The 22407-nt window shown below is 71.4% G+C and carries 19 protein-coding genes and 3 pseudogenes; 12 read left to right on the plus strand and 10 right to left on the minus strand.

All coding sequences use genetic code 11. The annotated features are described in order from the left end of the window. Positions 1-528: pseudogene (locus ABT123_RS00005) on the plus strand (hypothetical protein); the annotation flags it as partial. Between the two features lie 290 nt (positions 529-818). Here the strand turns inward: ABT123_RS00005 and ABT123_RS00010 are convergent. Together ABT123_RS00010 and ABT123_RS00015 are read right to left on the minus strand one after the other, a co-directional pair. Continuing rightward, positions 819-1292, minus strand: a pseudogene (locus tag ABT123_RS00010) (DUF3626 domain-containing protein); the annotation flags it as partial. Positions 1293-1548: 256 nt separating this feature from the next. Continuing rightward, entirely contained in the window at positions 1549-2523 is a 975-nt protein-coding gene (locus ABT123_RS00015) for an alpha/beta fold hydrolase (protein ID WP_351307250.1), read from the minus strand. 89 nt (positions 2524-2612) lie between these two features. On the opposite strand from ABT123_RS00015, the gene ABT123_RS00020 reads away from it, so the two are divergent. From ABT123_RS00020 to ABT123_RS00055, 7 genes are all read left to right on the plus strand, one after another. Next, complete coding sequence (locus tag ABT123_RS00020; RefSeq protein ID WP_351307252.1) at positions 2613-3203, plus strand: TetR/AcrR family transcriptional regulator; 591 nt, start codon at positions 2613-2615, stop codon at positions 3201-3203. A gap of 180 nt (positions 3204-3383) precedes the next feature. Then, a complete protein-coding gene (locus ABT123_RS00025; protein ID WP_351307254.1) occupies positions 3384-3734 on the plus strand; it encodes a hypothetical protein in 351 nt (116 codons plus the stop codon). 194 nt (positions 3735-3928) lie between these two features. Further along, positions 3929-5434 (plus strand): GMC family oxidoreductase, encoded by a 1506-nt coding sequence (locus ABT123_RS00030; RefSeq protein ID WP_351308162.1) that lies wholly within the window; start codon positions 3929-3931, stop codon positions 5432-5434. A gap of 320 nt (positions 5435-5754) precedes the next feature. Then, entirely contained in the window at positions 5755-6573 is an 819-nt protein-coding gene (locus ABT123_RS00040; protein WP_351307257.1) for an inositol monophosphatase family protein, read from the plus strand. A 39-nt stretch (positions 6574-6612) separates the two neighbouring features. After that, positions 6613-7209 carry an NADPH-dependent F420 reductase gene (locus ABT123_RS00045; protein ID WP_351307260.1) on the plus strand — a complete coding sequence of 199 codons (597 nt, stop codon included), beginning with the start codon at positions 6613-6615 and terminating at the stop codon, positions 7207-7209. A 128-nt stretch (positions 7210-7337) separates the two neighbouring features. After that, positions 7338-8024: an acyl-CoA thioesterase family protein gene (locus ABT123_RS00050; protein WP_351307262.1), complete on the plus strand. Its 687-nt coding sequence runs from the start codon at positions 7338-7340 to the stop codon at positions 8022-8024. A 597-nt stretch (positions 8025-8621) separates the two neighbouring features. Then, positions 8622-9608 (plus strand): helix-turn-helix domain-containing protein, encoded by a 987-nt coding sequence (locus ABT123_RS00055; protein WP_351307264.1) that lies wholly within the window; start codon positions 8622-8624, stop codon positions 9606-9608. 19 nt (positions 9609-9627) lie between these two features. On the opposite strand, the gene ABT123_RS00060 is transcribed toward ABT123_RS00055, so the two are convergent. The 3 genes from ABT123_RS00060 to ABT123_RS00070 all read right to left on the minus strand — a co-directional run bounded on the left by ABT123_RS00060 (position 9628) and on the right by ABT123_RS00070 (position 13541). Then, positions 9628-10188 (minus strand): hypothetical protein, encoded by a 561-nt coding sequence (locus ABT123_RS00060; RefSeq protein WP_351307267.1) that lies wholly within the window; start codon positions 10186-10188, stop codon positions 9628-9630. 346 nt (positions 10189-10534) lie between these two features. Continuing rightward, entirely contained in the window at positions 10535-12058 is a 1524-nt protein-coding gene (gene exaC, locus ABT123_RS00065) for an acetaldehyde dehydrogenase ExaC (RefSeq protein ID WP_351307270.1), read from the minus strand. 58 nt (positions 12059-12116) lie between these two features. Beyond that, positions 12117-13541, minus strand: coding sequence for a GAF domain-containing protein (locus ABT123_RS00070; protein WP_351307273.1), 1425 nt, complete (start codon positions 13539-13541; stop codon positions 12117-12119). Between the two features lie 261 nt (positions 13542-13802). Between ABT123_RS00070 and ABT123_RS36685 the strand changes: the two are divergent. Next, a pseudogene (locus ABT123_RS36685) lies at positions 13803-13946 on the plus strand (LysR family transcriptional regulator); the annotation flags it as partial. A gap of 188 nt (positions 13947-14134) precedes the next feature. Here ABT123_RS36685 and ABT123_RS00075 read toward each other — a convergent pair. Both ABT123_RS00075 and ABT123_RS00080 read right to left on the minus strand, forming a co-directional pair. Then, a complete protein-coding gene (locus ABT123_RS00075) occupies positions 14135-15445 on the minus strand; it encodes an SWIM zinc finger family protein (protein WP_351307275.1) in 1311 nt (436 codons plus the stop codon). Continuing rightward, positions 15442-18486: an SCO1167/SCO6262 family helicase gene (locus tag ABT123_RS00080; RefSeq protein WP_351307278.1), complete on the minus strand. Its 3045-nt coding sequence runs from the start codon at positions 18484-18486 to the stop codon at positions 15442-15444. Before ABT123_RS00080 ends, ABT123_RS00075 begins: the two co-directional genes overlap by 4 nt. 190 nt (positions 18487-18676) lie before the next feature. Here ABT123_RS00080 and ABT123_RS00085 point away from each other — a divergent pair, with 190 nt between their 5' ends. Next, positions 18677-18865, plus strand: a complete 189-nt coding sequence (locus ABT123_RS00085) for a tail-anchor membrane protein (protein WP_351308165.1) — start codon at positions 18677-18679, stop codon at positions 18863-18865. 41 nt (positions 18866-18906) lie between these two features. Then, entirely contained in the window at positions 18907-19143 is a 237-nt protein-coding gene (locus tag ABT123_RS00090) for a hypothetical protein (RefSeq protein WP_502970805.1), read from the plus strand. A 137-nt stretch (positions 19144-19280) separates the two neighbouring features. Here the strand turns inward: ABT123_RS00090 and ABT123_RS00095 are convergent, their stop codons facing one another. Next, positions 19281-19736, minus strand: a complete 456-nt coding sequence (locus ABT123_RS00095; RefSeq protein WP_351308167.1) for an SAM-dependent methyltransferase — start codon at positions 19734-19736, stop codon at positions 19281-19283. Between the two features lie 44 nt (positions 19737-19780). Further along, complete coding sequence (locus ABT123_RS00100; RefSeq protein WP_351307281.1) at positions 19781-20593, minus strand: hypothetical protein; 813 nt, start codon at positions 20591-20593, stop codon at positions 19781-19783. Between the two features lie 136 nt (positions 20594-20729). Between ABT123_RS00100 and ABT123_RS00105 the strand changes: the two genes are divergently transcribed. Next, entirely contained in the window at positions 20730-21653 is a 924-nt protein-coding gene (locus tag ABT123_RS00105; protein WP_351307284.1) for an oxygenase MpaB family protein, read from the plus strand. Positions 21654-21745: 92 nt separating this feature from the next. Here ABT123_RS00105 and ABT123_RS00110 read toward each other — a convergent pair whose 3' ends face one another. Then, entirely contained in the window at positions 21746-22360 is a 615-nt protein-coding gene (locus ABT123_RS00110) for a class I SAM-dependent methyltransferase (protein ID WP_351307287.1), read from the minus strand. Positions 22361-22407 lie beyond the last annotated feature (47 nt).

Genomic DNA, 22407 nt, shown 5'->3' on the forward strand with positions numbered 1-22407 from the left:
ACCCCCACCGGAACCGTCACCTTCAGCGGCCCCGGCGGCTTCACCCAGACCGTGGCACTCAACGCAAGCGGCACAGCCTGCGTCACCACCACCGCAACCACCAACGGCACGGTCACCGCCGTCTACAACGGAGGCCCCTGCCGCAGCGCCTCCGCCACCACCGCAAACCTCACCGTGAACACAGCACCCACAACGCTCACGGCCGCCCCGGCACAGGTCCGCCTGCGCACCAACGGCACCTTCGTCATCCCGTCAATGAGCGCCACACTCAAGGTCACCGCCACCGCCGCCCCGCTCGCCGGACAACTGGTCACCTTCAGGGCCAACACCCTGCCCTTCCCCACCATCCTCGGAACCGCACTCACCAACGCCGCCGGGGTCGCAACACTGGCCCCGCCGAACCTGCCGGTCCCCAGCACAGTGATCACGGCAACGACCTACACCGCAACCTTCGCGGGAACAAGCTGCTACCGCTCGTCCACCGTGACAGCACCACTGACAGCCGTCTTCTTCCCACTCCTTCCCTAACCGCACACCGGTCACCGCCCCGGGAACCACGGCCCGGGGCGGGACCGGCTGACCGAGACGGGACCCCCGCCCCGGCCAGCCGCAGACCGTGAAGACACACGTGGTGCTTGCAGATGAACCGGGGCGACGCCGACGAGGAACTCGGCGTCGCCCCGGCCCCATGTCCGGGCCGCCCTGCGCCGGCAGCGCACAGTCGTAGTGTCCCGCCTCCAGTCCGGCTGACCCACCGCGTGGGGATCTGCGGTCTCACAGCCCGGAACAAAGCCCACAGTCCCTCCGGCACCAGCCCCTCAACGAAGGCCATCGAGTACAGCCCCCTCCATCGGTGCCGAAGCCACCGAGCGGTCCGTGACCTTGCGGGGAGACCCGAATCGCGCCAGGTAGTGCCACACCTTCTTGACGGCCTGGACGTCATAGAGGCCGGCGCGTGCAGCGTCTCCGACGATCCGAGGATCGAGCACGCCGTCGATCGCGATCTGCGTGCCCAAGTCGACGTACTCCTGACCGCGGAGCCGGGATGACGTCGGATCTCTTCAACCCCGAGTCGGAAGCCCCGGTGCCACTCCACCGGGCAGCCAAGACGCCTCAATGTAGTCGTCAAGCTCGTCCTGACGATCTGCGCAAGCCCTCAGCCGGAAGTGGGCCGAGCCGAACCGCGGCGCCCCGCCGACCGGCTTGCGGCGGAAGTTCAACGCACCGTAGACGGGCCGCTCATGAGCAGTCACTGCGTCGTACGCCCCGTCGAAGATCCGGCTCTCCCAGCGTTGATTGATCACCAATCGAGACGATCTCTTAAGCGCTCAGAAGAACCCGAGCTTCTTCGGCGAGTAGCTGACCAACAGGTTCTTGGTCTGCTGTTGGTACAGCAGCTGCACCCATTCTGACCAGGGGAAACGGCAGGAGGTGCGACTCTCTGGCGGGGCTGGTCCGGAAATGGTCCGGATCTTGGTCCGGGCGGTCCTGGGGCAGGGGGGGATGGGGTGGGATGGGAGGTTCTGGGAGTGATCGGGAGCGGGCTCGCTATTGGACCCGGTCACCGTGCCGCACATGTGCGGTGACACGCTCGTGATCGATGAACGCGGTCAGCACGTCCAAAGTTGCGTCGGGCTGTTCGTCGGGAATGAAGTGTCCGGCTTGCGGGATGACGACGCCGGTCGCGTTCTCTGCCCACGGACTGACGGAGGCCGCCATGTCGGGGATCGAGCCGTGGGAGCTGGAGATTCCCAGGACCGGGACGGTCAAGTGCCCACGTTCGAGAGCGTCATGATTCCTACGCGCTGATTCCGCGGCGTCGCGGTAGTAGGCGAGAGATGCTGAAAGCCCTCCCTCGGCCGCGATGGCGGCGGCGTAATGGTCGATCTCGGCGCCGTCGAAGGCGTTCGGGGACAGGGCTTTGACCTTCAAGAACCAGCCGACGTAGTCACGCTCGCGGCCGGCGAGCAGAGTCTCGGGCAGTTCGGGCACCAAGTGGAAGGCGAAGTGCCAGGTCTTCCAGGCCCGGTCGGGGTCCGTCGGGATGGAGTCCGGGAGGGTGATTCCGGGAATGCCGGCGTCAAGCAGAGCGACACCGTGCAGGCGCTCTTCGTACTTCAGGGCCAGCGAGAAGGCAACCCAGGCTCCGATGTCGTGGGCGGCGAGCCAGTACTTCGGCACGTTGAGCGCGGTCAGCGCGGCCTGGACGCGCGAAGCGACGGTGTGCGTGTCGTAGCCCCCTTGAGGGCGGTCGGAGTGGCCCTGCCCCGGCAGGTCGATCGCGATCACGCGGAATCGCTCGGCAAGACCGGGCATCACCTTTCGCCAAGCCCACCAGGTCTGCGGGAACCCGGCGAGCAGGACGACGGTGGGACCGGCCGGCCGGCCGCCTTCCACGGCATGCAGCCGGATTCCTTCCGCGTCGACCCAGCGGTGAGTGAAACCCGCAAGGTCGTACAGCGGCAACCTGGGGACCGGGTTCTGGTCGCAGGAGCGGTTCGGGGCTACAGCGTCGGCGGTCATGTTTGAAGCCTACGGCATCTTGAACTGATCAGTTCAAGATAGGATGGGTAGGGCGGCAACGGCTGGTACAAGAGCGAGGTGCATGCGTGATGGCCGGGAAGAAGCAGTTCGACGTGGGCATCGCGCTCGACGCGGCGATGGTCCAGTTCTGGCGGGCCGGATACGCCGACACGTCTCTCGACGACCTCTCCAGGGCGACTGGACTGAACCGCAGTTCCATCTACTCCTCGTTCGGCGACAAAGACTCGCTCTACCTGCGCTGCCTGGACCGCTACGCCGCGCGGTACGGAAAGAGGTACGACCAGGCGCTTTCACGTGCGTCCGAGGAACCGCTCCAGGCGGTACGGGCGTTCTTCGACGTCACCCTGCAGCGCATCGCCGACCCTGACGTACCTGACGGATGCCTGATCGCCCAGACCGTGATGGCGGCACCGGCGCTCAGCCCCACCATCGCCGCACGCGTGATCGAAGCTCTGGACTCTCAGCATGCTCGGCTGCGGACCGCTTTGAACGCCGCGCAGTTGGCCGAAGGCGATGCTGACGACTTCGCGGTTCACATAACGGCGGTCAACCAGTCGCTGGCCGTGATGAGCAAGACCAGGGCGAGCCAGAAGCAGCTCCGCACGGTCATCGACATCAGCATGAGTGCGCTAGAGCGCGCCTTGCATGCCCGGAGCTAACCTCGCCGTTTCGCCTGGGTGCGGCGGCTGGCCGGTCTCGGGGTCGATCCCGAAGCCCTGCGCAACTGGGTGCGGGCGGTCGGCGCGAGCGGGCCACGGGGGCGCCGGGCAGGGGTCCCCGCCGAGGCGTCGATGCCGCTGGAGCGGTGCTGTGTTGACGCCGACTGTCTCGCCACTCGCATGGCGCTGACGTTCCGAACGAACGTCGCGCAGGTTCAAGTACGTGCCGTGTCGGTATTCCTAGGATTCAACGGCAGAAGGGAAACCCGGGCTGTTCAAGGACGGGTACACACCAAGGACAAGAAACTCGTGAAACAAGAGAAGTCTAGCCGCGCGGCCGTCATCGCAGGTACGGGCGCCGACATCGGCATCCCCAACAGGATGATCGGCAATGGCCGGACCGGGTGCACCCAGGCCCGACGGATCAAGGTGATCATTTGCCACCGGGCCACCTCGGTGTCCGTCAGCACCAGCAGCGCGCGCAGCCTGCCTCCGGACAGCCCTGCTCCACTGGAACCCGTTCGCTGCTGATCAGCCGGTTCCACGCCTTCTGCGCGTCGCCGAGCTCGGAGGCGGCCGAGCGAGCCACAGGGCCGACCCGAAGACAACCACCCCAACTTTTCGGCCCCTTGAGTACATGCAAGCAATCAGCTCTTTGATCGTCGAAGAGCTCTTTTCCTGAAACCCGGTGGTCGGACAGTGCTGCCGTGGGAAGCGGAGACATGATGGGCCAGAGTCCTTATGACTATGTCGTTGTGGGAGCGGGGACAGCGGGGTGCGTGATTGCCTCCCGGCTTTCGGAACGCCCCGGCGTGCGGGTGCTGTTGCTGGAGGCAGGAGCCCGGGACGCGACCGAGGCGATGGCCTCTCCTTGGGGGTTCCTGGGGTTCGCCCCGTCATCCCTCTGGCTGGGCTCCTCGACCGTGCAGGCCGGTACAGGCAGGGCCGCTGACGTGTTGCGCGGTAAGGCGCTCGGCGGATCCTCGAGCATCAACGGCCTCTACCACCTGCGGGGGCACTGCTCCGGTTACGACGAATGGCCCGGACTCGGTGCTCCGGGCTGGGGTTTCGACGATCTGCTGCCCTATTTCCGCCGCAGCGAGAGCACTCGCAGTCGTGATGCCTCCGTGCGGGGCACGGACGGGCCGGTCGTGGTCGCCCCGGTTCCGGAACCCCATCCGCTTGCCACGGCGTGCGTCGACGCCGCGGTGCAGGCTGGGTTCACACGCGCCGATGACATCGGCAGCGGGCTGCAGACCGGGTTCGGGTGGAGTGACATGAATCTGCCCGGCGGCGCCCGCCAGAGCGCGGCCGACGCCTACGTCCGTCCGTTCCTCGACCGGCCGAACCTGGACGTCGTCACGGACGCGACCGTGCAGCGGCTGCGCATCACCGCGGGCCGCTGCACCGGCGTCGAGTACACCGTGGGTGGCGAGCACCTGTCCGTCGAGAGCGCCGAGGTCATGTTGACCGCGGGGGCCATCGGTTCCGCGCACCTCCTGATGCTGTCAGGGATCGGCCCGGCACGACACCTTGGCGAAAACGGCATCGACGTCGTCGCCGACCTGCCGGGAGTGGGATCCCATCTGCAGGACCATCCGATGGCGGCAGTGGTGTACGAGGCCAGCCGGCCCGTACCGTTCGTTCCCGCCAACCCGCCGGCCGAAATGATGGGCCTGCTGTACAGCGACCCCGCCGCGGTCCGGCCGGACCTCCAGGTCTACATCGTCGCCGCACCGCTCCCGTCGGCATGGGGCCAGCCGCCGGCGGGCGGCTACTCCATCGCTTTCTCCGCGATGGCTCCGCACAGCAGCGGCACCGTGCGCCTGGCGGACGCCCATCCCGCCAGCACTCCCGTCGTCGATCCCGGCTATCTGAGCGACGAGCGTGACCTGGAGGTCATGCGCAAGGGCCTGGAAGTGGCACGCCGCATCGGAGAGGCCGACGCGTTCGCCGACTGGCGCAAGCAGGAAGCGGTGCCGGGCTCCGGTACGAGCGGCGAATCCGTGGAAGAGTTCATCCGCAAGGCTACCGGCCCCTACTTCCACTTCACCGGCACCTGCCGCATGGGAACCGACGCCGACGCCGTCGTCGACCCTGCAAACCTTCGCGTACACGGGGTCGCCGGCCTGCGGGTCGCCGATGCCTCGGTGATGCCGTCGATCCCCTCGGCCAACACCAACGCGACCGTCTACGCCATCGCTGAACGGGCTGCCGAACTGCTCGACTGAGCCTTCCCCCGCGCCCACGGCACTCCCACAACGCGCATCATCCCTCCGCCGTGCGCCGAAATGCGGCCCAGACTGCGCCTCATCGCGGCGCCGGTGACGTGCGGGCGCGTGTCAGCCCCGGCCGTACTGCCCTCCTCCGGCAGCGCGTCGAGCGCGGCGGGCAGATTCACATCCAATTGCATACGAGTAATCCTTGCCGTTCTTCACATGCATTTGAAGTTAATGATGGGCCTATATACCTTCGAGCCGAAAGCGCAAGAAGCGACACGCAGTTCGGCCCCGACCGGCCTCATCTCCCCTCCTCAGACAGGAGCACCACCATGTCCGAAACGCTTCAGACCACCGACGTCGCCACCTCCGACGCCGACCTGCTCGATCAGACCGCAGCCGCCGTACGCGCAGCCGGTGCGGCGCTGCGCGAGCGCTTCGGCGACGTAGTCCGCTACCAGACCCGCGAAGAGCTGATGCACGCGCTCGCCGCCAACGACAACACAGCCCTCGACATCCTGCGCCCCCGTCTCACGAGCCTGCGCCCGGAGGCCAGTTGGGTGGAGGATGAGCTGGACGGCGGGGCGCTGCCGCCCGGCGAGTGGTGGGTCGTGGATCCGGCCGAAGGCAACGTCAACCACCTGCACGCCCTGCCCGAGTGGGCTGTGACCGCCACCCTCGTACGGGAGAACCAGCCGGTGCTCACCGCGGTCCACCTGCCGTTGACCGGCGAGACCTACACCGCGCTCACCGGCGCCGGGGCCTACCTCGACGGCCGGCCACTGCGCGTCTCCGCGACCGCGGACCTCGGCCTGAGCATCGTGGCCACCAGCCAGGCCCGGCCGGACGAGGACGAGAAGGTCGTTCGGCGCGTCGGCTCCTCGATCACCGAGATGCTCTTCGACGCGCTCGTCGTCCGCACCGCCGTGCCCGCGACCCTGCACCTGACGAATGTGGCCGCCGGCCGGATCGACGCCTTCTGGCAGTTCGCCGGCGCCCGCGCGGACCTGCTGCCCGGGGCGTTGCTCGTCACCGAGGCAGGCGGACAGATCTCCGACGCCGAGGGCCACCCCTGGACCCCGCAGAGCGAGAGCTTCCTGGCCGCCGCGCCCGGCGTCCACGCCGCGGCCGTCGCCACGCTCTCCCGCTGACCCCGTACACCACAACCGCACCCACGCAAGGACATCACCATGACCACGATCGCAGTTCTCGGAAACGGCCGCGTCGGAGGCAATCTGGCCGCAGCCCTCACCCGCGCAGGACACGAGGTGACGGTGGCGGACCGCGAGCCGGGCGCCGCCGTTGATGCCGCCCGGATGGCCCGGATCGTCATCAACGCCACCCCGGGCGCCGGCTCCCTGGAACGTCTCGCCGCCCTGCGCAAAGAGCTGCACGACAAGATCCTCGTCGACGTCTCCAACGCCACCGTCGACGGACCGGACGGACTGCCCGCCGACCTCATTTACCCCGGATCGAGCCTCGCCGAGCAACTGCAAGAGGCGCTCCCCGAAACGCGGGTCGTCAAGACGCTCAACACCATGCTCTTCCCGGTCATGACCGCACCGGCCATGCTCACCCAGACGCCAACCGTCTTCCTCTCCGGCGAGGACCCGCTGGCCAAGCAGACCGTCCGCGAACTCCTCGTCGACCTCGGCTGGAACAAGGAATGGATCACCGATCTCGGCGGGATCCAGACCGCCCGCGCCACGGAGGCCGCGATACTGTTCGTCCCGCACGTCATTCGGTCCAGCGGATTCGAGCCCTTCGCGATCTCGATCGCCCGCTGACTGCCGAGTCGCGCCAGCTGCAGGTGACCGGAGCCGGCACCGGCACGGATGGTTCCCGGTGGGACGCGGTCGCGGCAGGCATTGTCCGACTTGGTCGCGGAGTTGACGTTGACATGAGGTCGTCGTGCATGAACTCTCCTGAAAATCAGAGTGCCGGCGTCCAGGTCGACGTCCCGGTGCGGCAGGCTGATCTGGGCCGAGACGGCTCGGCAAGCACGATGGGTGTGGCCCGCTGGCTGGAAGACGCCCGGATTCGGCTGCGGCTGCACCGTTTCGAACGCCTCATCGGTGAAAAGGGGTTCGGCCCGTTCCGGATACTGCTCGTCGGTCAACGGGTCAGCCGGCTCGCTCCGGCCGGACCGGTCGGTACCCGCGTGCAGGTGCACACTGGCGTTCGCCGGGTCGGGCGCTCCTCCGTCACCTTCGGACAGGAGGCCATGGTCGGCGACAAGCGTGTGGGCAGCGGCGACGCTACGGTCGTGCTGGCCGACAACTCGGGACCGCTCCGGCTTCCGGACGAGCTGATCGCCGATCTCGACGAGATGCAGCTGCCGGAGACAGGGGTGGCAGGAGAGTCGGCCACCACCCGTCCGCGCCCCGAGCGCCTGCACCGTGCCCACTACGCGTACTGGGTCCCACTGCGTTCGCGGATCGGTGACGTCGACTCCAACCAGCATGTCAACTTCATCGCGCTGGCCACTTGGTACGACGAGGCCGTCGCCGCATTCATCCTGGACTCGATCGGGACGGCTGTTGGGGGCTCGGTGCCGGATCTGCCGCCCCGGTCGTACCAGATCCAGTATCTGGCGAGGTGACCTACCCGGGCAACTACGAGATCGCGCTCACGGTCCGTTCCGTCGACACCGGGTCTGTGCAGTACGAACTCGGTGTCTTCCGAGGTAGCACCTGCCTGGGCGTGGCCGACGCCATCGGCCCACGCGGCAAACTGCGCGCCAGTCACTTCCCAGCAGCTCGGACTCCGGAGGGTCCTCGCTGACGAAGCGCTGCCAGTTCGGCAGCATCGTGGTCGGAACGTAGTGGTCAGGAGCCGGTCGACGAGTGACAGCCGGTGTTTCGCGCCGGCGCCGACGGCCGGCTTCCGTGACCGCGAAGCGAGCCCGGCCTGATGCCGTACCTGCCACAACGGCCGCCCTCGGCGCCGATTTCAGCGATCACGTCAGCCGACAGCCCGGCGCTCAGCTCATCTCGCCGTATCAGAAGCATCAGCTCTGCCTCTCGACCGCTGCCATGCGAGCCGTCCATAGGAAGATTGGCACGGTGTCCACATGGGTCATGGCGGGTCCTGCGGAACACGATCACCAATGATGGTGTTGAAGCATGGAATACGAGGAGATCGGAGCGGGATGCACGGCACTGGAGCGGAAGTCGACGGCAACCGCGGGGTGTTCGCAGTGGACTCGACTGCCCCGGGCTCCGCACCGCGGGGACTCGACGTCTTCCGGCGCGGGTGGGAGACGCAGGTCGGCGACGATGTCTTCCAACTGCCGGCCTTCAGCCCGGATACCATCGGTGACTTCCGGGTCAAGGGCAACGTGGCCAAGGTGCACGGCGCGGCGATCGCCGATCTTCACGCCGCGTCGGCAACCCGGACCGCGGAGGTCCCGGGCGGCGATCAGGATCTCATTGCCATGTACGTCGTGCGGCGCGGCGCATGGACTCTGGGGGGCCCGCCCGGTTACGGCGACCGGACCGTGTCGGCCGGCCAGTTCCTCGTCCGGCACCTCGGGCGTCTGACTGCCTTCGAGACGTCGGCGCACCTCACGGCGAAGTTCCTTGTCCTGCCCCCCGGCGAGCTCAAGCCCCTGCTCGGGAGCCGGGTCATCACCGGGCCGGCGGACTCGGCCGAGATGCGCTTGCTGACGGCCCTTACAGACATGATTCACACAACCGTGGCCGACCTCGGTCCGGCCGGTGTGGAAGCTGCCCAAGGCACCCTGGTCGAGCTGGCCAAGGCGGTGGCGAAGGGCCGGTTCGACGACGTGGAACCCCGGTTGGCTCCCGCGCTCGCCCAGGCGGCCAAGGACCTCGCGGACCGTCGGCTCGCTGATCCCGAACTCTCTCCGGCGATGCTTGCGCGTGAACTCAACGTTTCCGTCCGTACGCTGCACCGGGCATTCGCCGCGGTGGGTGAGCAGGTGACCACCTACATCCGCCACCGGCGACTGCATGAGGCCCGGCTCGCCCTTGTCTCGCCGTCAGGGCGCCTGAGCATTTCGGAACTCGCCGCACACTGGCAGTTCGCGGACGGCAGCCACTTCACCCGAGCTTTCAAGAAGCACTACGGTCAGACTCCCACCGAGTACGCCCGCTCGACCGGAGCAGCCTCGCTCTCGCCGAACCGGACCCCGCCGGGCCACAGTCTGGCCGAAAGGGCGTGACCAGCAGTATGGCTGCAGTTCAGCGCATGCCGCCGACCTGATCGCGCTGCGCTCCCGGCGAGCTGACGGCGAGGCCGGTCAGGAGCGGGTAGAGCGGGCGTGGTCCCACCGCTCGAGCAGCACGCCTGCGGGCAGGGCGCTGGACCGGCATGTCGTGGGAGGCGCATGCGAGCAGTTGCTCGGCGACTAGGTGGGGAACGAGCAGCGCGGTGGTGCTGGCCTTTCGGTTGAAGGCCACCTGGTAGGTGGCGATGACTGATGCCTCCCATGGGGTGAGGGGGTCTCGTTCCGGCTCGCTGTGGTGGGTTCGGTGGAGGGCGGGTGTCTTGACTGCCACCAGCTGCCGGGGCGTGGTGGCAGGGCGGCCGGCTTCTTTGCGTGCCTGGCGGATCCAGTCGGCGGTGAGCTGGCGGAAGGAGGCGTGGGCCTCGGGCTTCCCCTTGCGGCGGCGCCCGAAGGCGTCGCTGACGACGGTGTACACCGAGAAGTCCTGGTCTTCCAGGCGCTGCCAGGACCAGGTGGCTCGGTGACTCCACTCGTACCACGCTCGCCGGAAGGTCTTCTCCGCCTCCGCTCCCAATCGGTCCCCTCCACTCTGGGGTGAGTTGACGTACCAGGCCAGGCGCACGGCCGCCAGCACGATGGTCGTGCCGGACCACGTGATGAAAGCGGTGGGCCACGAAGGGCGTGCCCACGCCCGCGGGTCGCGCTGGAGAGCCGTGCCGTCCAGCTACGCCCTGCCGCCGAACGTGTCAGAGGGTTGTCGCCTGCCTCACTCCGGGCAGGAATCTGGTCCGTGACTGGTCCGGGAGGCGCGACTGAACGGCTCCGTTCCGCACTTGGCGTGACGATCGAATGTCGTTGGGTGACGCTTCGGAACCGGCTACAGGAGGGTAATTGCCCTTCCAGGAGCCCGACTTGTCACTCTAGAAGAAGCCCAGCTTCTTCGGGGAGTAGGAGACCAGGAGGTTCTTGGTCTGCTGGTAGTGGTCCAGCATCATCTTGTGGGTTTCGCGGCCTATGCCCGACTGCTTGTAGCCGCCGAAGGCGGCGTGGGCCGGGTACGCGTGGTAGCAGTTCGTCCACACCCGGCCCGCCTGGATGGCCCGGCCCGCCCGGTACGCCGTGTTGATGTCGCGGGTCCACACCCCCGCGCCCAGGCCGTACGCCGTGTCGTTCGCGATGCGGATCGCGTCCTCGAAGTCCTGGAAGGATGTCACCGACACCACCGGGCCGAAGATCTCCTCCTGGAAGATCCGCATCCGGTTGTCTCCCTCGAAGATCGTCGGCTGGACGTAGAAGCCGCCCGCCAGCTCGCCCTCCAGTTCCTGCCGGCCGCCGCCCGTCAGGATCTTCGCGCCCTCCTGCTGCCCGATCTCCAGGTACCCCAGGATCTTCTTCAGCTGCTCCTCCGAGGCCTGCGCGCCGATCATCGTCTCGGTGTCCAACGGATGGCCCGGCACGATCAGTTCGGTGCGGGCGATCGCCGCGTCGAGGAAGTCCCCGTACCGGCCGCGCTCGATCAGGGCGCGCGACGGACACGTGCACACCTCGCCCTGGTTGAGCGCGAACATCGCAAAGCCCTCCAGGGCCTTGTCCCGGAGGTCGTCGTCGACGGACCAGATGTCGTCGAAGAACAGGTTCGGGCTCTTGCCGCCGAGCTCCAGGGACACCGGCTTCAGGTTCTCCGCCGCATAACCCATGATCAGCCGGCCGGTGGAGGTCTCCCCGGTGAAGGCGATCTTCGCCACCCGCGGGCTGGAGGCCAGCGGCTTCCCGGCCTCCTCGCCGAAGCCGTTGACGATGTTCACCACCCCCGGCGGCAGCAGGTCCGCGACCAGGCCCAGCCAGTAGTGCACCGAGGCCGGGGTCTGCTCGGCCGGCTTCAGGACGACCGTGTTGCCGGCGGCCAGCGCGGGCGCCAGCTTCCACACCGCCATCAGGATCGGGAAGTTCCACGGGATGATCGCCCCGATTACCCCCAGCGGCTCGTGGAAGTGGTACGCCACGGTGTCCTCGTCGACCTGGCTGAGCGACCCCTCCTGCGCCCGCAACGCCCCCGCGAAGTACCGGAACTGGTCGATGGCCAGCGGAAGGTCCGCCGCCAGGGTCTCCCGTACCGGCTTGCCGTTCTCCCAGGTCTCGGCCACCGCCAGCGCCTGCAGGTTCTGTTCCATCCGGTCCGCGATGCGCAGCAGTATCGCCGAGCGTTCGGCCGCCGGAGTGCGCCCCCAGGCCGGGGCCGCCGCGTGTGCCGCGTCCAGCGCCCGCTCGACGTCCTCCGCCGTACCCCGCGCGACCTCGGTGAACACCTCACCGGTCACCGGGGACGGATTGGCGAAGTACCGGCCGCCGGCGGGCGCCACGTACGCGCCGCCGATGAAGTGGTCGTAGCGGGACGCGTACGACATGAGTGCGCCCTCGGTGCCGGGAGCTGCGAAACGGGCCATGACGGTGTCCTCCCCTTGCCGGGCGCCGTCCGCCGTCGGGCGGCGCTTGGTGGGGAGGCTAGGAGCGGGCAGGTTGCGGAAACGTTGCACCCCGGTCCCGGTCCCGGTCCCGGCCTCGGTCCTGGCTCCGGTCCCGGTCCTGGCTCCGGTCCCCGCCCCGGCCGCCCGCGTCCGGCGCCCCGCCGTCCGCCTGCCGGGGCGGAACGGCCCGGTGTACGCCGCCCAGTTCGGCATCGAGCGCCCGTACCCGGGCCAGCGCGGCCGGCCTGGCCCCCGGCGGGAGCGCGGCGGCCAGCGCAGCCCACACCTCCGGATCGTCCTCGCCCCACGGGGCACACACCCAGTCCGTCAGCAGCCCGATGTCCGCGCGCGCCAGCAGCGCCGCCCGCGCCTGCTCCTCGATGCGCCGCCGCAGCCGGACGATCCCCGGCGCGGCGGAGGCGGGCAGCAGCGGCCCCGGATACTCGGCGAGCGCCGCCGATGTCGCACCGGTGGCCAGCAGCCGGGACACCGACACGAAGTCCGCCACCAGCGGAGCGGCCGTCCGGTACGGCCGGGACCGCAGCACATCCGGCCCCACCAGGCCGCGCAGGCGGGACAGTTCGGCCCGCAGGGTCACCGCGGAGGCGCGCTCGTCCTCGTACAGCGCGATCAGCAGTTCGTCCCCGGACAGACCCTCCGGATGGTGCGCGAGCAGCGCCATGATCTCGCTGTGCCGACGGCCCAACCGGTGCGTGCGCCCGGCACACACCAGCAGCGCCTCGTCCCGGCCGAGCGCCTGCAGCCGGTCCGCCGGCGGCCCGGCCGCAGCCCCGGCCGCCGCCCCCAGCAGGGCGAGCTGCGATTCGGCGGCCCGCGCCACCGCCTGGACGAAGGCCAGCGAATGGGGATGCGCCAGCCCGTCACCTCCGGTGATGTCCACCGCGCCCAGCAGCCGCCCGGTCCGGGGATCGCGCACCGGCGCGGCGGCACAAGTCCAGGGATGCACGCTGCGGCTGAAGTGCTCGGCCCCGAAGACCTGCACGGCCTCGCCGACCGCCACCGCCGTACCGGGGGCGTTCGTGCCCATCGCCGTCTCGGCCCACCGCGCACCCGGTACGAAGCCGAGCCCGGCCGCCCGGTCCAGCGTCCCGGAATCGCCCTCCACCCACAGCAGGCTGCCGCGGGCGTCGCACACGGCGAGCAGGTGCCGTTCGTGCGCCGCGAAGGCCCCTACCAGGTCCCGGAACACCGGCATTACCCGGGCGAGGGGGTGCTGCTCGCGGTAGGCGTACAGGTCCGCGTCCGGCAGCTCCACCCGCGCCGAGCACTCCGGGCTCAGTCTGGCCCGCGCGCAGCGCCGCCAGGACTTCGCGATCACGGCCCGCACCGGGGCCACGACCCGTCCCTCCGCCGTGAACACGGCATGCGCCCGGCGCAGCAGCCGCGAGCGCTCCACCGGATCGGCCCCGCCCGGCAACGCCACCGCCGCCTCACTCGCCATGCATCGCTCCCACGCCCGCCCGCATCGGATGCCCCTGCGCCCGGCCTCCTCCCCGCCCGGGCGGTGCCCAAACCGGGGCACGGGAGGCCAGGTTCGGGCTCGGCCGAAAGCTGTCCCCCGGCGGCCGGAGGGTGGGGGCGGGGGGCCTTCAGGGGGCGATCGGCTTAAGACTTCGGGGCTGGGGCTGGGGCTGGGGCTGGGGCTGGGGCTGGGGCTGGGGCTGAGGTTGAGGCTGAGGCCGGGGCTTGGGCCGGTGCCGGTGCCGGTGACGCGCTGGTCCGGCGTGCCGCCGGCATCCTCGCTGGGCTCACCGCCGCCGAAGAGGAGGCGGCGGGCATCGCCGGCCTGCGGGCAGGCCGGGGCGGATGCCGGGATCGTCCCCGACGGATGCCGGTTCTGGTTCCGGTTCCGGCGTGGTCGGGGGCCGTTGCCGGGTCCGGGGGCTGATGCTGGGACCGTCCCCGATGCCGTCCCCGCCCCCGTCCCCGATGCCGATGCCGATGCCGGTTCTGGTTCTGGTTCCGGCGTGGTCAGGGCCGTTGCCGGGTCCGGGGGCCGATGCCTGGACCGTCCCCGACGCCGGCCCCGAATGCCTAAGCCGGTTCCGGTTCTGGTTCCGGCTCCGGATCCGGTTCCAGCGCGGCCAGCGCAGTTGCCGGGTCCGGGGCGCCCGGTCCCGCCGGGACCCACCGCCCCGCCTCCTTCCGGTACGGCCACCAGCGGCCCTCCCGCCCCAGCCGCAGCTGGGCCTCCCCGCCCGGTAGGGTCCAGCGCGCCCGCACCCGGCGCAGCCCGGTCCCCTCGCCCGGCCCCGCGCCGTCCGCCTCGGCCGCCGTCAGCGCGGCCGTGGCCCGGGCCAGGGCGGGCCGGTTCGGGGTCCAGTCCTCCTCCAGTACCGCCAGAGCCGCCGCCCCGCCGAAGCGCCAGGCCCGCACTGCGAGCTCCAGCGCGGCCCGGTCCCGGCCCGAAGCCCGCGCCAGGCGGGCCCGTACTCGTACGTCCGAGGCCTCGGCGGCCAGCCGTACCGCATCCTCGGCCACCGACGGCGCGCCGGCCGGCAGCGGCCGGTCGGCGTGGCCCGGCGCGAGCGCCTCGGCCAGCAGCCGGTACGCCTCCCCGGCCGCCACCTGCGCCAGGAACTCCACCGCGTCCACATCGAGCTCCGGTTCCGACTCCGCGTCCAGCAGCGGCGGCTGACCCGGCGCCGACGGCAGCTCCGGCCGGGCTGGCAGCGGCGGCAGCCCGCCCCCGGCCGCGAACACCGCCGCGGCCGGAACCCCTTCTTCCACCGGGTCGGCCGCCGGTTCCGCCTCCGCTGCGCTGCGCTCCTCCAGCTCGGCCAGCACCTCCCGCTCCGCGCGGCCCCGCATCAGCAGCAACACAAAGGGGTCCCGGTCCAGCAGCCGCGCCACCTGGTAACAGAGCGCCGCCGTATGCGGGCAGTGGTCCCACTCCCCGCAGTCGCAGCTCGGCTCCAGACCGCCGATGCCCGGCAGCAGGTCCACCCCGGCCGCCGCCGCATCCTCCACCAGTTCCGGCGGCACCTCCCGGTCCAGCAGGGCTGCGATGTGCCCCGCCTGTCCGGCCGCCATGCCCAGGACCCGGTCCCACTCGGAGTCGGTGAACGTCTGCACCAGGACGTCCGTCCGGTGGGCGGTCCCGTCCGGGTCGCGGACCACCGCGGTCAGCCGGCCGGGCCGGACGGACACCGCGCCGACCGCCCCGGAGCGCGCGAACCGGCGCCCGTGCCGCAGCTGTTCGCCGTCCAGCGCACTGTCCTCCAGCGCGGCCAGCCAGGTCCTGCCCCACCAGGTCTGCGCGAAGCCGCGGCCGGCCGCCGCCGGCAGGGCCGGGAAGATCTTCTCGTGTCCATACGTGTGGTCGTGGTCGTGGTCAGCGGTCATCGTCCGTTTTCTCCGTCCCGCTCCGCGCGCAGGGCGACGAGCTCGGCCAGTTCCGCATCGGTCAGTTCGGTCAGCGCCGCCTCGCCCCCGGCCAGCACGGCATCGGCCAGTGCCCGCTTGCGTTCCAGCAGCCGCGCGATCCGGTCCTCGAGGGTGCCTTCGGCGATGATGCGGTGGACCTGGACGGGCTGGGTCTGGCCGATCCGGTAGGCGCGGTCGGTGGCCTGTTCCTCCACGGCCGGGTTCCACCAGCGGTCGTAGTGCACGACGTGGGCGGCCCGGGTGAGGTTCAAGCCGGTGCCCGCCGCCTTGAGGGAGAGCAGGAACACCGGGACCTCGCCGGACTGGAAGCGGTCCACCAGCTCCTCGCGGCGCGGCACCGGAGTGCCGCCGTGCAGCAGCTGGGTCCCGATCCCGCGGGCCGCCAGGTGCTTCTCCAGGATCCTGGCCATGGTGACGTACTGGGTGAAGACCAGCACCGAGCCGCCCTCGGCGAGGATCGTGTCCAGCAACTCGTCCAGGAGTTCCAGCTTTCCCGACCGGCCGCCCCCGCTCCCGCCCCCGGCACCCTCCTTCGTGTACTGCGCCGGGTGGTTGCAGATCTGCTTCAGGGAGGTCAGCAGCTTGACGATCAGCCCGCGGCGTTCCATCCCGTCCGCCGCCGCGATCGCGGCGAGGGTCTCGCGGACCACCGCCTCGTACAGCCCGGCCTGTTCGGGACTGAGCGCAACGGCGTGGTCGGTCTCCGTCTTGGGCGGCAGTTCCGGGGCGATCCCCGGGTCCGACTTGCGCCGACGCAGCAGGAACGGCCGTACGAGGGCCCCCAGCCGCGCGGCTGCCTGGGGGTCACGGCCCCGCTCGACGGCATCCGCGTAGCGGTTGCGGAAGGTCCCGAGGCGGCCGAGCAGGCCGGGCGTGGTCCAGTCGAGGATCGCCCACAACTCCGTGAGGTTGTTCTCGACCGGGGTGCCGGTGAGGGCCACGCGGGCCGGGGCGGGCACCGTGCGCAGGGCCCTGGCGGTGCTCGAGTGCGGGTTCTTGACGTGCTGCGCCTCGTCGGCGACGACCAGGCCCCAGGGGGTGCCGGCGAGGGCGGGTGCGTCCAGCCGCAGCGTGCCGTACGTGGTGAGTACGACGGCGTCGGCGGGCAGGCCGGCCAGACTGCGGCCGGAGCCGTGGAACCGCTGGACGGGGGTGCCGGGCGCGAACCGGGCGAACTCCCGCTGCCAGTTGCCGAGCAGGGAGGCCGGACAGACGACGAGGGTGGGACCGGCCGTCGCCGGGTCCTGCTGCCGGTGCAGGTGGAGGGAGATGAGGGTGATGGTCTTGCCAAGGCCCATGTCGTCGGCGAGGCAGCCGCCGAGGCCGAGGGCGGTCATCCGGGCCAGCCAGGCGAGGCCGCGCAGCTGGTAGTCGCGGAGTTCGGCGGTGAGGGCGGCGGGCTGGGTGATCGTCTGCTGGGCGATCGACTGCTGTGCGTACGGCGCCGCGCGGGCGGCCGGATCCTCGGGGTCCGCGGCGAGCTCGGCGCGCAGCCGGGCCAGCGGGCCGGTCGCGGTGACCGCCACCTGCCGGCCGTCGACCTCGGCCGATCCGGTGAGTACGGCGGCCAGCGCGTCGGCGGCCGTGACCTTGCGGTCCTGCCGGGCGCGAGCCCGGCGAGCTTCGGCCGGGTCGATCAGCACCCACTGGTCGCGCAGGCGTACCAGGGGGCGGTGCGATTCGGCGAGCCGGTCGAGTTCGGCAGGGGTGAGGTCGTCGGCCCGGTCGCCGAGGGAGTGGCGCCAGTCGAAGGAGAGCAGGGCGTCGGGGGAGAGCAGGCCGGGTGTGCCGACGGGGCCGAGCGTGCCGGCGGGGGCCGGGCCGGTGCGGTCGGGGTCCGTGCGGTTTGGGCCGGTGCGGTTCGGGTCGGTGTGGTCCGGGCCGCCACCGACCACGGCGTGGGTGGTGAGGCCGTGGGCGACTCCGCGGGGCCAGTGCACCTGGACCCCGTCTGCGGCCAGGGCCTGCGCGGCCCCACCGAGCAGTTCGGTGACCTCCTCGTCGGCGAGCTCGACGGAACCGGGAACGGCGGCGGTGAGCAGCGGGGTGAGCGGGGCCCACAGGCGGGCGGCCCGGCGCAGCGCGAGCAGTGCGTCCATCCGGGCACGCGGGGCGAAACCGGCGGCTGCGGCGCCCGAACCGGCCCACACCTCGGCGGCATCGGCGACCACAGCCGCATCGGAGAGGCTGTGCAGCTGGAGGACGGCACGGAAGCCAGGGGCCTCGGGCCGGTCCGGCCGGTCCGTCAGTTCGATGCGCAGGGAGATCCGTACGCCGGCATCCTGGCCGGCCGCCACCTCGGCGACCCAGGGGCGCAGGCCGGGGTACCGGCCGGGTTCGGGCGCGGCGAAGGCCGGTCCGTCCGCGGCGGCCGGGGCGGCGGGGGAGCGGGGGAGGGTGTCGGCGACCGCGTCGAGGAAGGCGCGCAGCAGCGGCTCGGGCGCGGGCAGCCGCAGCGGGTCGCCGTCGGCGCGGGCCGGCGGCACGGCGATGCAACGGGCGGCGGGCGGCATCGCCGCGGCCAGCTCCCGCACCTGCGCGAGGTCGGCGGCGTCCAGTGGGCCGATGCGCCAGGCGTCGTGGTCGGTGGGGGACAGGCCGGGCAGCAGCAGCCCGCGGGCGGCGAAGCGCAGGGCGAGCAGGGCGGCGGCGCCCCAGAAGGCGGCGGCGGGGGTGGCGCCCGGGCCCGGCGCGGCGGTGCCGGCAGGGGTGTCGACGGGCGGGCCGGCGGGTGGGACGGCGGGTGGGACGGCCGCGGCGCGGGCCCGGGTGAGCAGGGGAAGCGCGTCCGCCACCGGCAGCACGAGCGCGGTCACGGTGGCCGGGCGGAGCGCGGGGGTGATGACGGTCAGCTCTTCGAGGGTGCCGGCCGGGCCGGCCAGGCCGTCATGGCAGTCCCGGCCATCGGGGTGCCAGAAGGCGACGCGGCCGGTGCGGGCGGGATCGGCGGGCAGGAAGACGGCGGAGCAGTGGATGAGGTCGGAGATCTCTGGGAGCACGCATTCCTCAAACTTGACTACCGGGTACAGGGCGGACGACGGTACCCCACCCGACCGCCCCGACGGGCGCGGCCCGGCCGTGACCCGGGTCACGTTGATGACGTTCACGCCCGTTTCCGCCGCCGGGAACGGCCGGCCCTACCGGTGCGTTGTAGGGAGTGTTGGCCGACGCAGGAAGAGGTGTCAGGAGATGTCGACAAGCGGGAAGGTTGCCGCCGCCGGAGTGGTGGCCGCCATCGTGCTGTTCTGGACGCTCGGGTTCTGGCCGGGACTGCTGGTCCTGATCGGAGTTCCGACTGCCGCCTATCTGCTGCTGGACTCCTCGCAGCGGCGTCGGCTGAGGCATGTCACCCGGAACAGGAAGCAGATAGGCCGCTGAAGCCGGCCGGGGGAGGGATCCACCGCGAACTGTTCGACGAGGTGACCGAGTCCGGCTTCGAGGCCGCCCCCGGCCGGCTCGGTGAGAACGTGACCACCGAGGGCATCGACCTCCTCGGCCTGCCGCGCGGCACCATCCTCCGCGTGGGCAACGAGGGCCGCATCATCCGCAAGGGCGGGATCATGGGCGTGGTGCAGCGCGGCGGAACCATCCGCCCCGGCGACCCCATCACCGTGACCCTGCCGCCCGAACCGCACGAGGCGCTGGACCGCGTCTGATCCGCGTCGCCGGCGGCGCAACCCCGGCCGCGCGGGCCGGCTACGACTGTACGGGCCGGCCCGACGGTGGGCGGGAGGTTCGGCGGGCGGCGGGCGTCGGCGCGCCCGCGTCCCCGCTGCGGCTCAGCCGACTCCGGTCAGTAGTAGTCCCGCATCAGCGTGGTCGCCCACTCCGGCTGACGGTGGGATCCGCGCGGCCCGAACTCGACCAGGTACGGCTTGAGATCGAGCACCGGCGTGCCGTCCACCGCGTCCAGCCCCTCCACATGGACGTCCAGCCCGTCAACCGTCACCACCCGGCAGCGGGACACGCCCAGCCGGTTCGGCCGGTTCTTCCCGCGCTGCGCGAAGATGCCCACCAACGGCCAGTCCGGGTTGCCCCGCGGATGCCGGGCTCCGGTCTCGATCTTCTCGGCCGGCACCCGGTCGAAGTGGAAGACGACCTCGATGTGCGAGAACTCCTCCAGCCCGTACAGGGCCTCCGGCCCGAACCGGTCCGCGTCCAGCCGGATCACCGCCGTCTCCGCGCCCCAGTCGTCGTCGGCCACCTCGGACCGGCCGCCCACCACCGTTCCCACCGGATCGCATTCCACCCGCACGATTCCCCCTCGCAGTTCGTTCTGTGGTACCTCGTTGCTCAGGACGGCCGTACGGCGACCCGGTCCAGACCCGCCAGCAGCTCCGGCAACTCCTCGTCCCGCGGCACCGGAATGACCCCACTCGGCTCCTCGTCCAACAGCACGAACGCGACATCGTCGGTGCGGGCCACCAGCGACCACCCCGGCCCGTCCACCCGCAGCATCCGCGCCTCCTCGCCCGCGAAGGAGGACCGCACCCGTCCGGGCGGCGGCGGGGTCTCCGTGTAGCCGCGTGCCTCCGCCAGCACCCGGGCCAGACCCGGATGGGCCACCGGAGCCTCTCCGTCCGTCTCGAAGCGCTCCCGCCAGTCCCCCCATTGCAGGGCGATCTGGTCCGCACCCATCCGCCGCTGCGCCGCCCCCCACACCCCGGCCGAGGGCGGTGCCAGCGGCACCCGGCCGGTGCCGTCCGCGCCCTGCTCCGGATCGTGCGGATCCGGGACCCCCGGCGCCGCGACCGCGAGCTCCAGCGGCCAGCCGCCCAGCGAGACCACGATGGTGCGCTCGTCCGGCGAGAGGTCGTACTCCATCCCGCAGTCCCAGGAGGCGATGGCCATCGCGACGAGCGAGACGTCGTCGATGACCACGGTCCAGCGGGCGCCCTCTTCGTCCTGGCCGAGCACCAGCCCGTACCCATCCGCCACCGGCCGGACGCCGAGCAGCGCACACGCCTGCGGATAGTCATCGCCCAGGATGCTGGGGAACTGCGCGGGGGTCAGCAGTACGGCGGTCAGCACGTACAGCGAGCCGTTGTCCTCCGCACCCTCGCCCGTCCCGCCGGACCCCGCCGATTCCTCGGACTCCTCGGACACATCGCCTCCCGGTCGTTCTCTCGTCGGCGCACCCTAACCAGCGGGTAACCCGCACGTCGAGAGCCTGCGAGCGGCGATTTCCAAGGCCGCTGCCTGCACGTAGAGTTGGCCCTCCGCCACAGAAAGGCAGACCCCGGTGCAGCGTTACGACCGGCTGAAGGAAATCCTCCGCCTCGACCCCGACCAGGATTTCCTCACCATCTACCGGCTCACCGCCACCTACGAGTTCCCCTGGGACTTCACCCGCGCCCTGGAGCTCGCCCTCTACCGCACCTATGCCGTCCCGAGCATCGGACGCCTGCTCGCCGAGACCGCCGAGTTCACCGACCGCCCGCAGCGCCGCTACGACGACACCGCGCTGCTCCTGGACGCGGTGGTGGAGCACGGCTTCGAGAGCGACCCCGGGCGGACCGCGATCCGCCGCATCAACCAGATGCACCGCAGCTACGACATCAGCAACGAGGACATGCGCTACGTCCTGTGCACGTTTGTGGTGATTCCCAAGCGCTGGCTGGACGCCTACGGCTGGCGCGCACTGACCGCCCACGAATGGCGGGCCTGCGCCAACTACTACGCCACCCTCGGTCGCCATATGGGCATCAAGGACATTCCGGCCTCCTATGAGGAGTTCGAAAGCACCCTGGATGCCTACGAAAAGGAACACTTCGGCTGGGACGAGGGCGGTCGCAAGGTCGCCGACGCCACCCTGGACCTGATGGCCTCCTGGTACCCCGCCCCGCTCGCCCCGCTGCTGCGCGGCGCGAGCCTGGCCCTCCTCGACGAGCCGCTGCTGCAGGCCTTCCGGTACGAGCAGCCCCGCCCGGCCGTCCGGAAGCTGGTCCGGGGAGCGCTCCGGCTGCGCGGCCGTGCGGTGCGGCTGCTGCCCCCGCGCAGCACCCCGCACTACGCCCGGCAGAACCCGGAGATCAAGAGCTACCCCGGCGGCTACGACGTGGGCGAACTCGGCACCCACCCGGTCCCCGGCAGCGGGGGCTGCCCGGTCCCGCACCAGCGCCGCGCCGAGGGGGCCGACGCGCAGCCCGGCGGGCCGGGGAGCTGACGCCGGGCCGGGCCCCGCGGCGGGCCTGAGCCGCGGATCGGAGCTGCGGGCCCGAGCCGCGGGCCCGAGCCGAGTGGTCGCAGCCGCGGGCCTCAGGCCGACCGTACGGCGGCCGACCGTACGGCCAGGGCCAGGAACCGGGCGTCCTCGTCGGCGTACGAGGTCATCTCCCAGCCCGAACCGGCCAGCAGCGGGCCGAGATTGTGCTCGGCCCGCAGATCGTCCGGGGTGAGCTCCCGACCGTGCCGAGCCGCCAGCGCGGCTCGCCCGATCGGGTGAAACAGGGCCAGCCGGCCGCCCGGGCGGACCACCCGCGCCAGCTCGCGCAGGTTCCCGGCCGGATCGGGCAGGTGCGCGATCAGCCCGGCCCCGAACACGGCGTCCAGGCAGCCGTTGCGCAACGGCAGCCGGGCCACGTCGGCGAGCAGCAGTGCCCCCTCGGCGTCCCGCCCGGCGCGCACCGCGGCGGCCAGCATCTCCGGGGTCAGATCCACCCCGATCACGGTCCCGGCGGGACCGACGGCCGCCCGCAGCGCGGACAGCGCCCGGCCGGTGCCGCAGCCGGCGTCCAGCACCCGGTCCCCGGGCCGCAGCCCGAACTCCGCCACGGCGGCGGCGAAGGCGGGCCCGTCCCCGGGGAACTTGCGGTCCCAGTCCGCGGCCCGGGCCCCGAAGAACTCCTGTACGTGTGTCCGGTCGTCGCTCATGCAGGCCATCATGCCGCCCCGGGCGATCCCTGCGGACCGTGCACAGA

The sequence above is a fragment of the Streptomyces sp. NPDC002054 genome (genome assembly GCF_040296685.1).
Taxonomy (GTDB): Bacteria; Actinomycetota; Actinomycetes; order Streptomycetales; family Streptomycetaceae; genus Streptomyces.

Excerpts from the sequence above, each read along its gene's own strand:
- ABT123_RS00015 (WP_351307250.1), bottom strand. The coding sequence starts at position 2,523 with ATGACCGCCGACGCTGTAGCCCCGAACCGCTCCTGCGACCAGAACCCG.
- ABT123_RS00020 (WP_351307252.1), top strand. The coding sequence starts at position 2,613 with ATGGCCGGGAAGAAGCAGTTCGACGTGGGCATCGCGCTCGACGCGGCG.
- ABT123_RS00025 (WP_351307254.1), top strand. The coding sequence starts at position 3,384 with ATGGCGCTGACGTTCCGAACGAACGTCGCGCAGGTTCAAGTACGTGCC.
- ABT123_RS00030 (WP_351308162.1), top strand. The coding sequence starts at position 3,929 with ATGGGCCAGAGTCCTTATGACTATGTCGTTGTGGGAGCGGGGACAGCG.
- ABT123_RS00040 (WP_351307257.1), top strand. The coding sequence starts at position 5,755 with ATGTCCGAAACGCTTCAGACCACCGACGTCGCCACCTCCGACGCCGAC.
- ABT123_RS00045 (WP_351307260.1), top strand. The coding sequence starts at position 6,613 with ATGACCACGATCGCAGTTCTCGGAAACGGCCGCGTCGGAGGCAATCTG.
- ABT123_RS00050 (WP_351307262.1), top strand. The coding sequence starts at position 7,338 with ATGAACTCTCCTGAAAATCAGAGTGCCGGCGTCCAGGTCGACGTCCCG.
- exaC (WP_351307270.1), bottom strand. The coding sequence starts at position 12,058 with ATGGCCCGTTTCGCAGCTCCCGGCACCGAGGGCGCACTCATGTCGTAC.
- ABT123_RS00070 (WP_351307273.1), bottom strand. The coding sequence starts at position 13,541 with ATGGCGAGTGAGGCGGCGGTGGCGTTGCCGGGCGGGGCCGATCCGGTG.
- ABT123_RS00075 (WP_351307275.1), bottom strand. The coding sequence starts at position 15,445 with ATGACCGCTGACCACGACCACGACCACACGTATGGACACGAGAAGATC.
- ABT123_RS00085 (WP_351308165.1), top strand. The coding sequence starts at position 18,677 with ATGTCGACAAGCGGGAAGGTTGCCGCCGCCGGAGTGGTGGCCGCCATC.
- ABT123_RS00110 (WP_351307287.1), bottom strand. The coding sequence starts at position 22,360 with ATGAGCGACGACCGGACACACGTACAGGAGTTCTTCGGGGCCCGGGCC.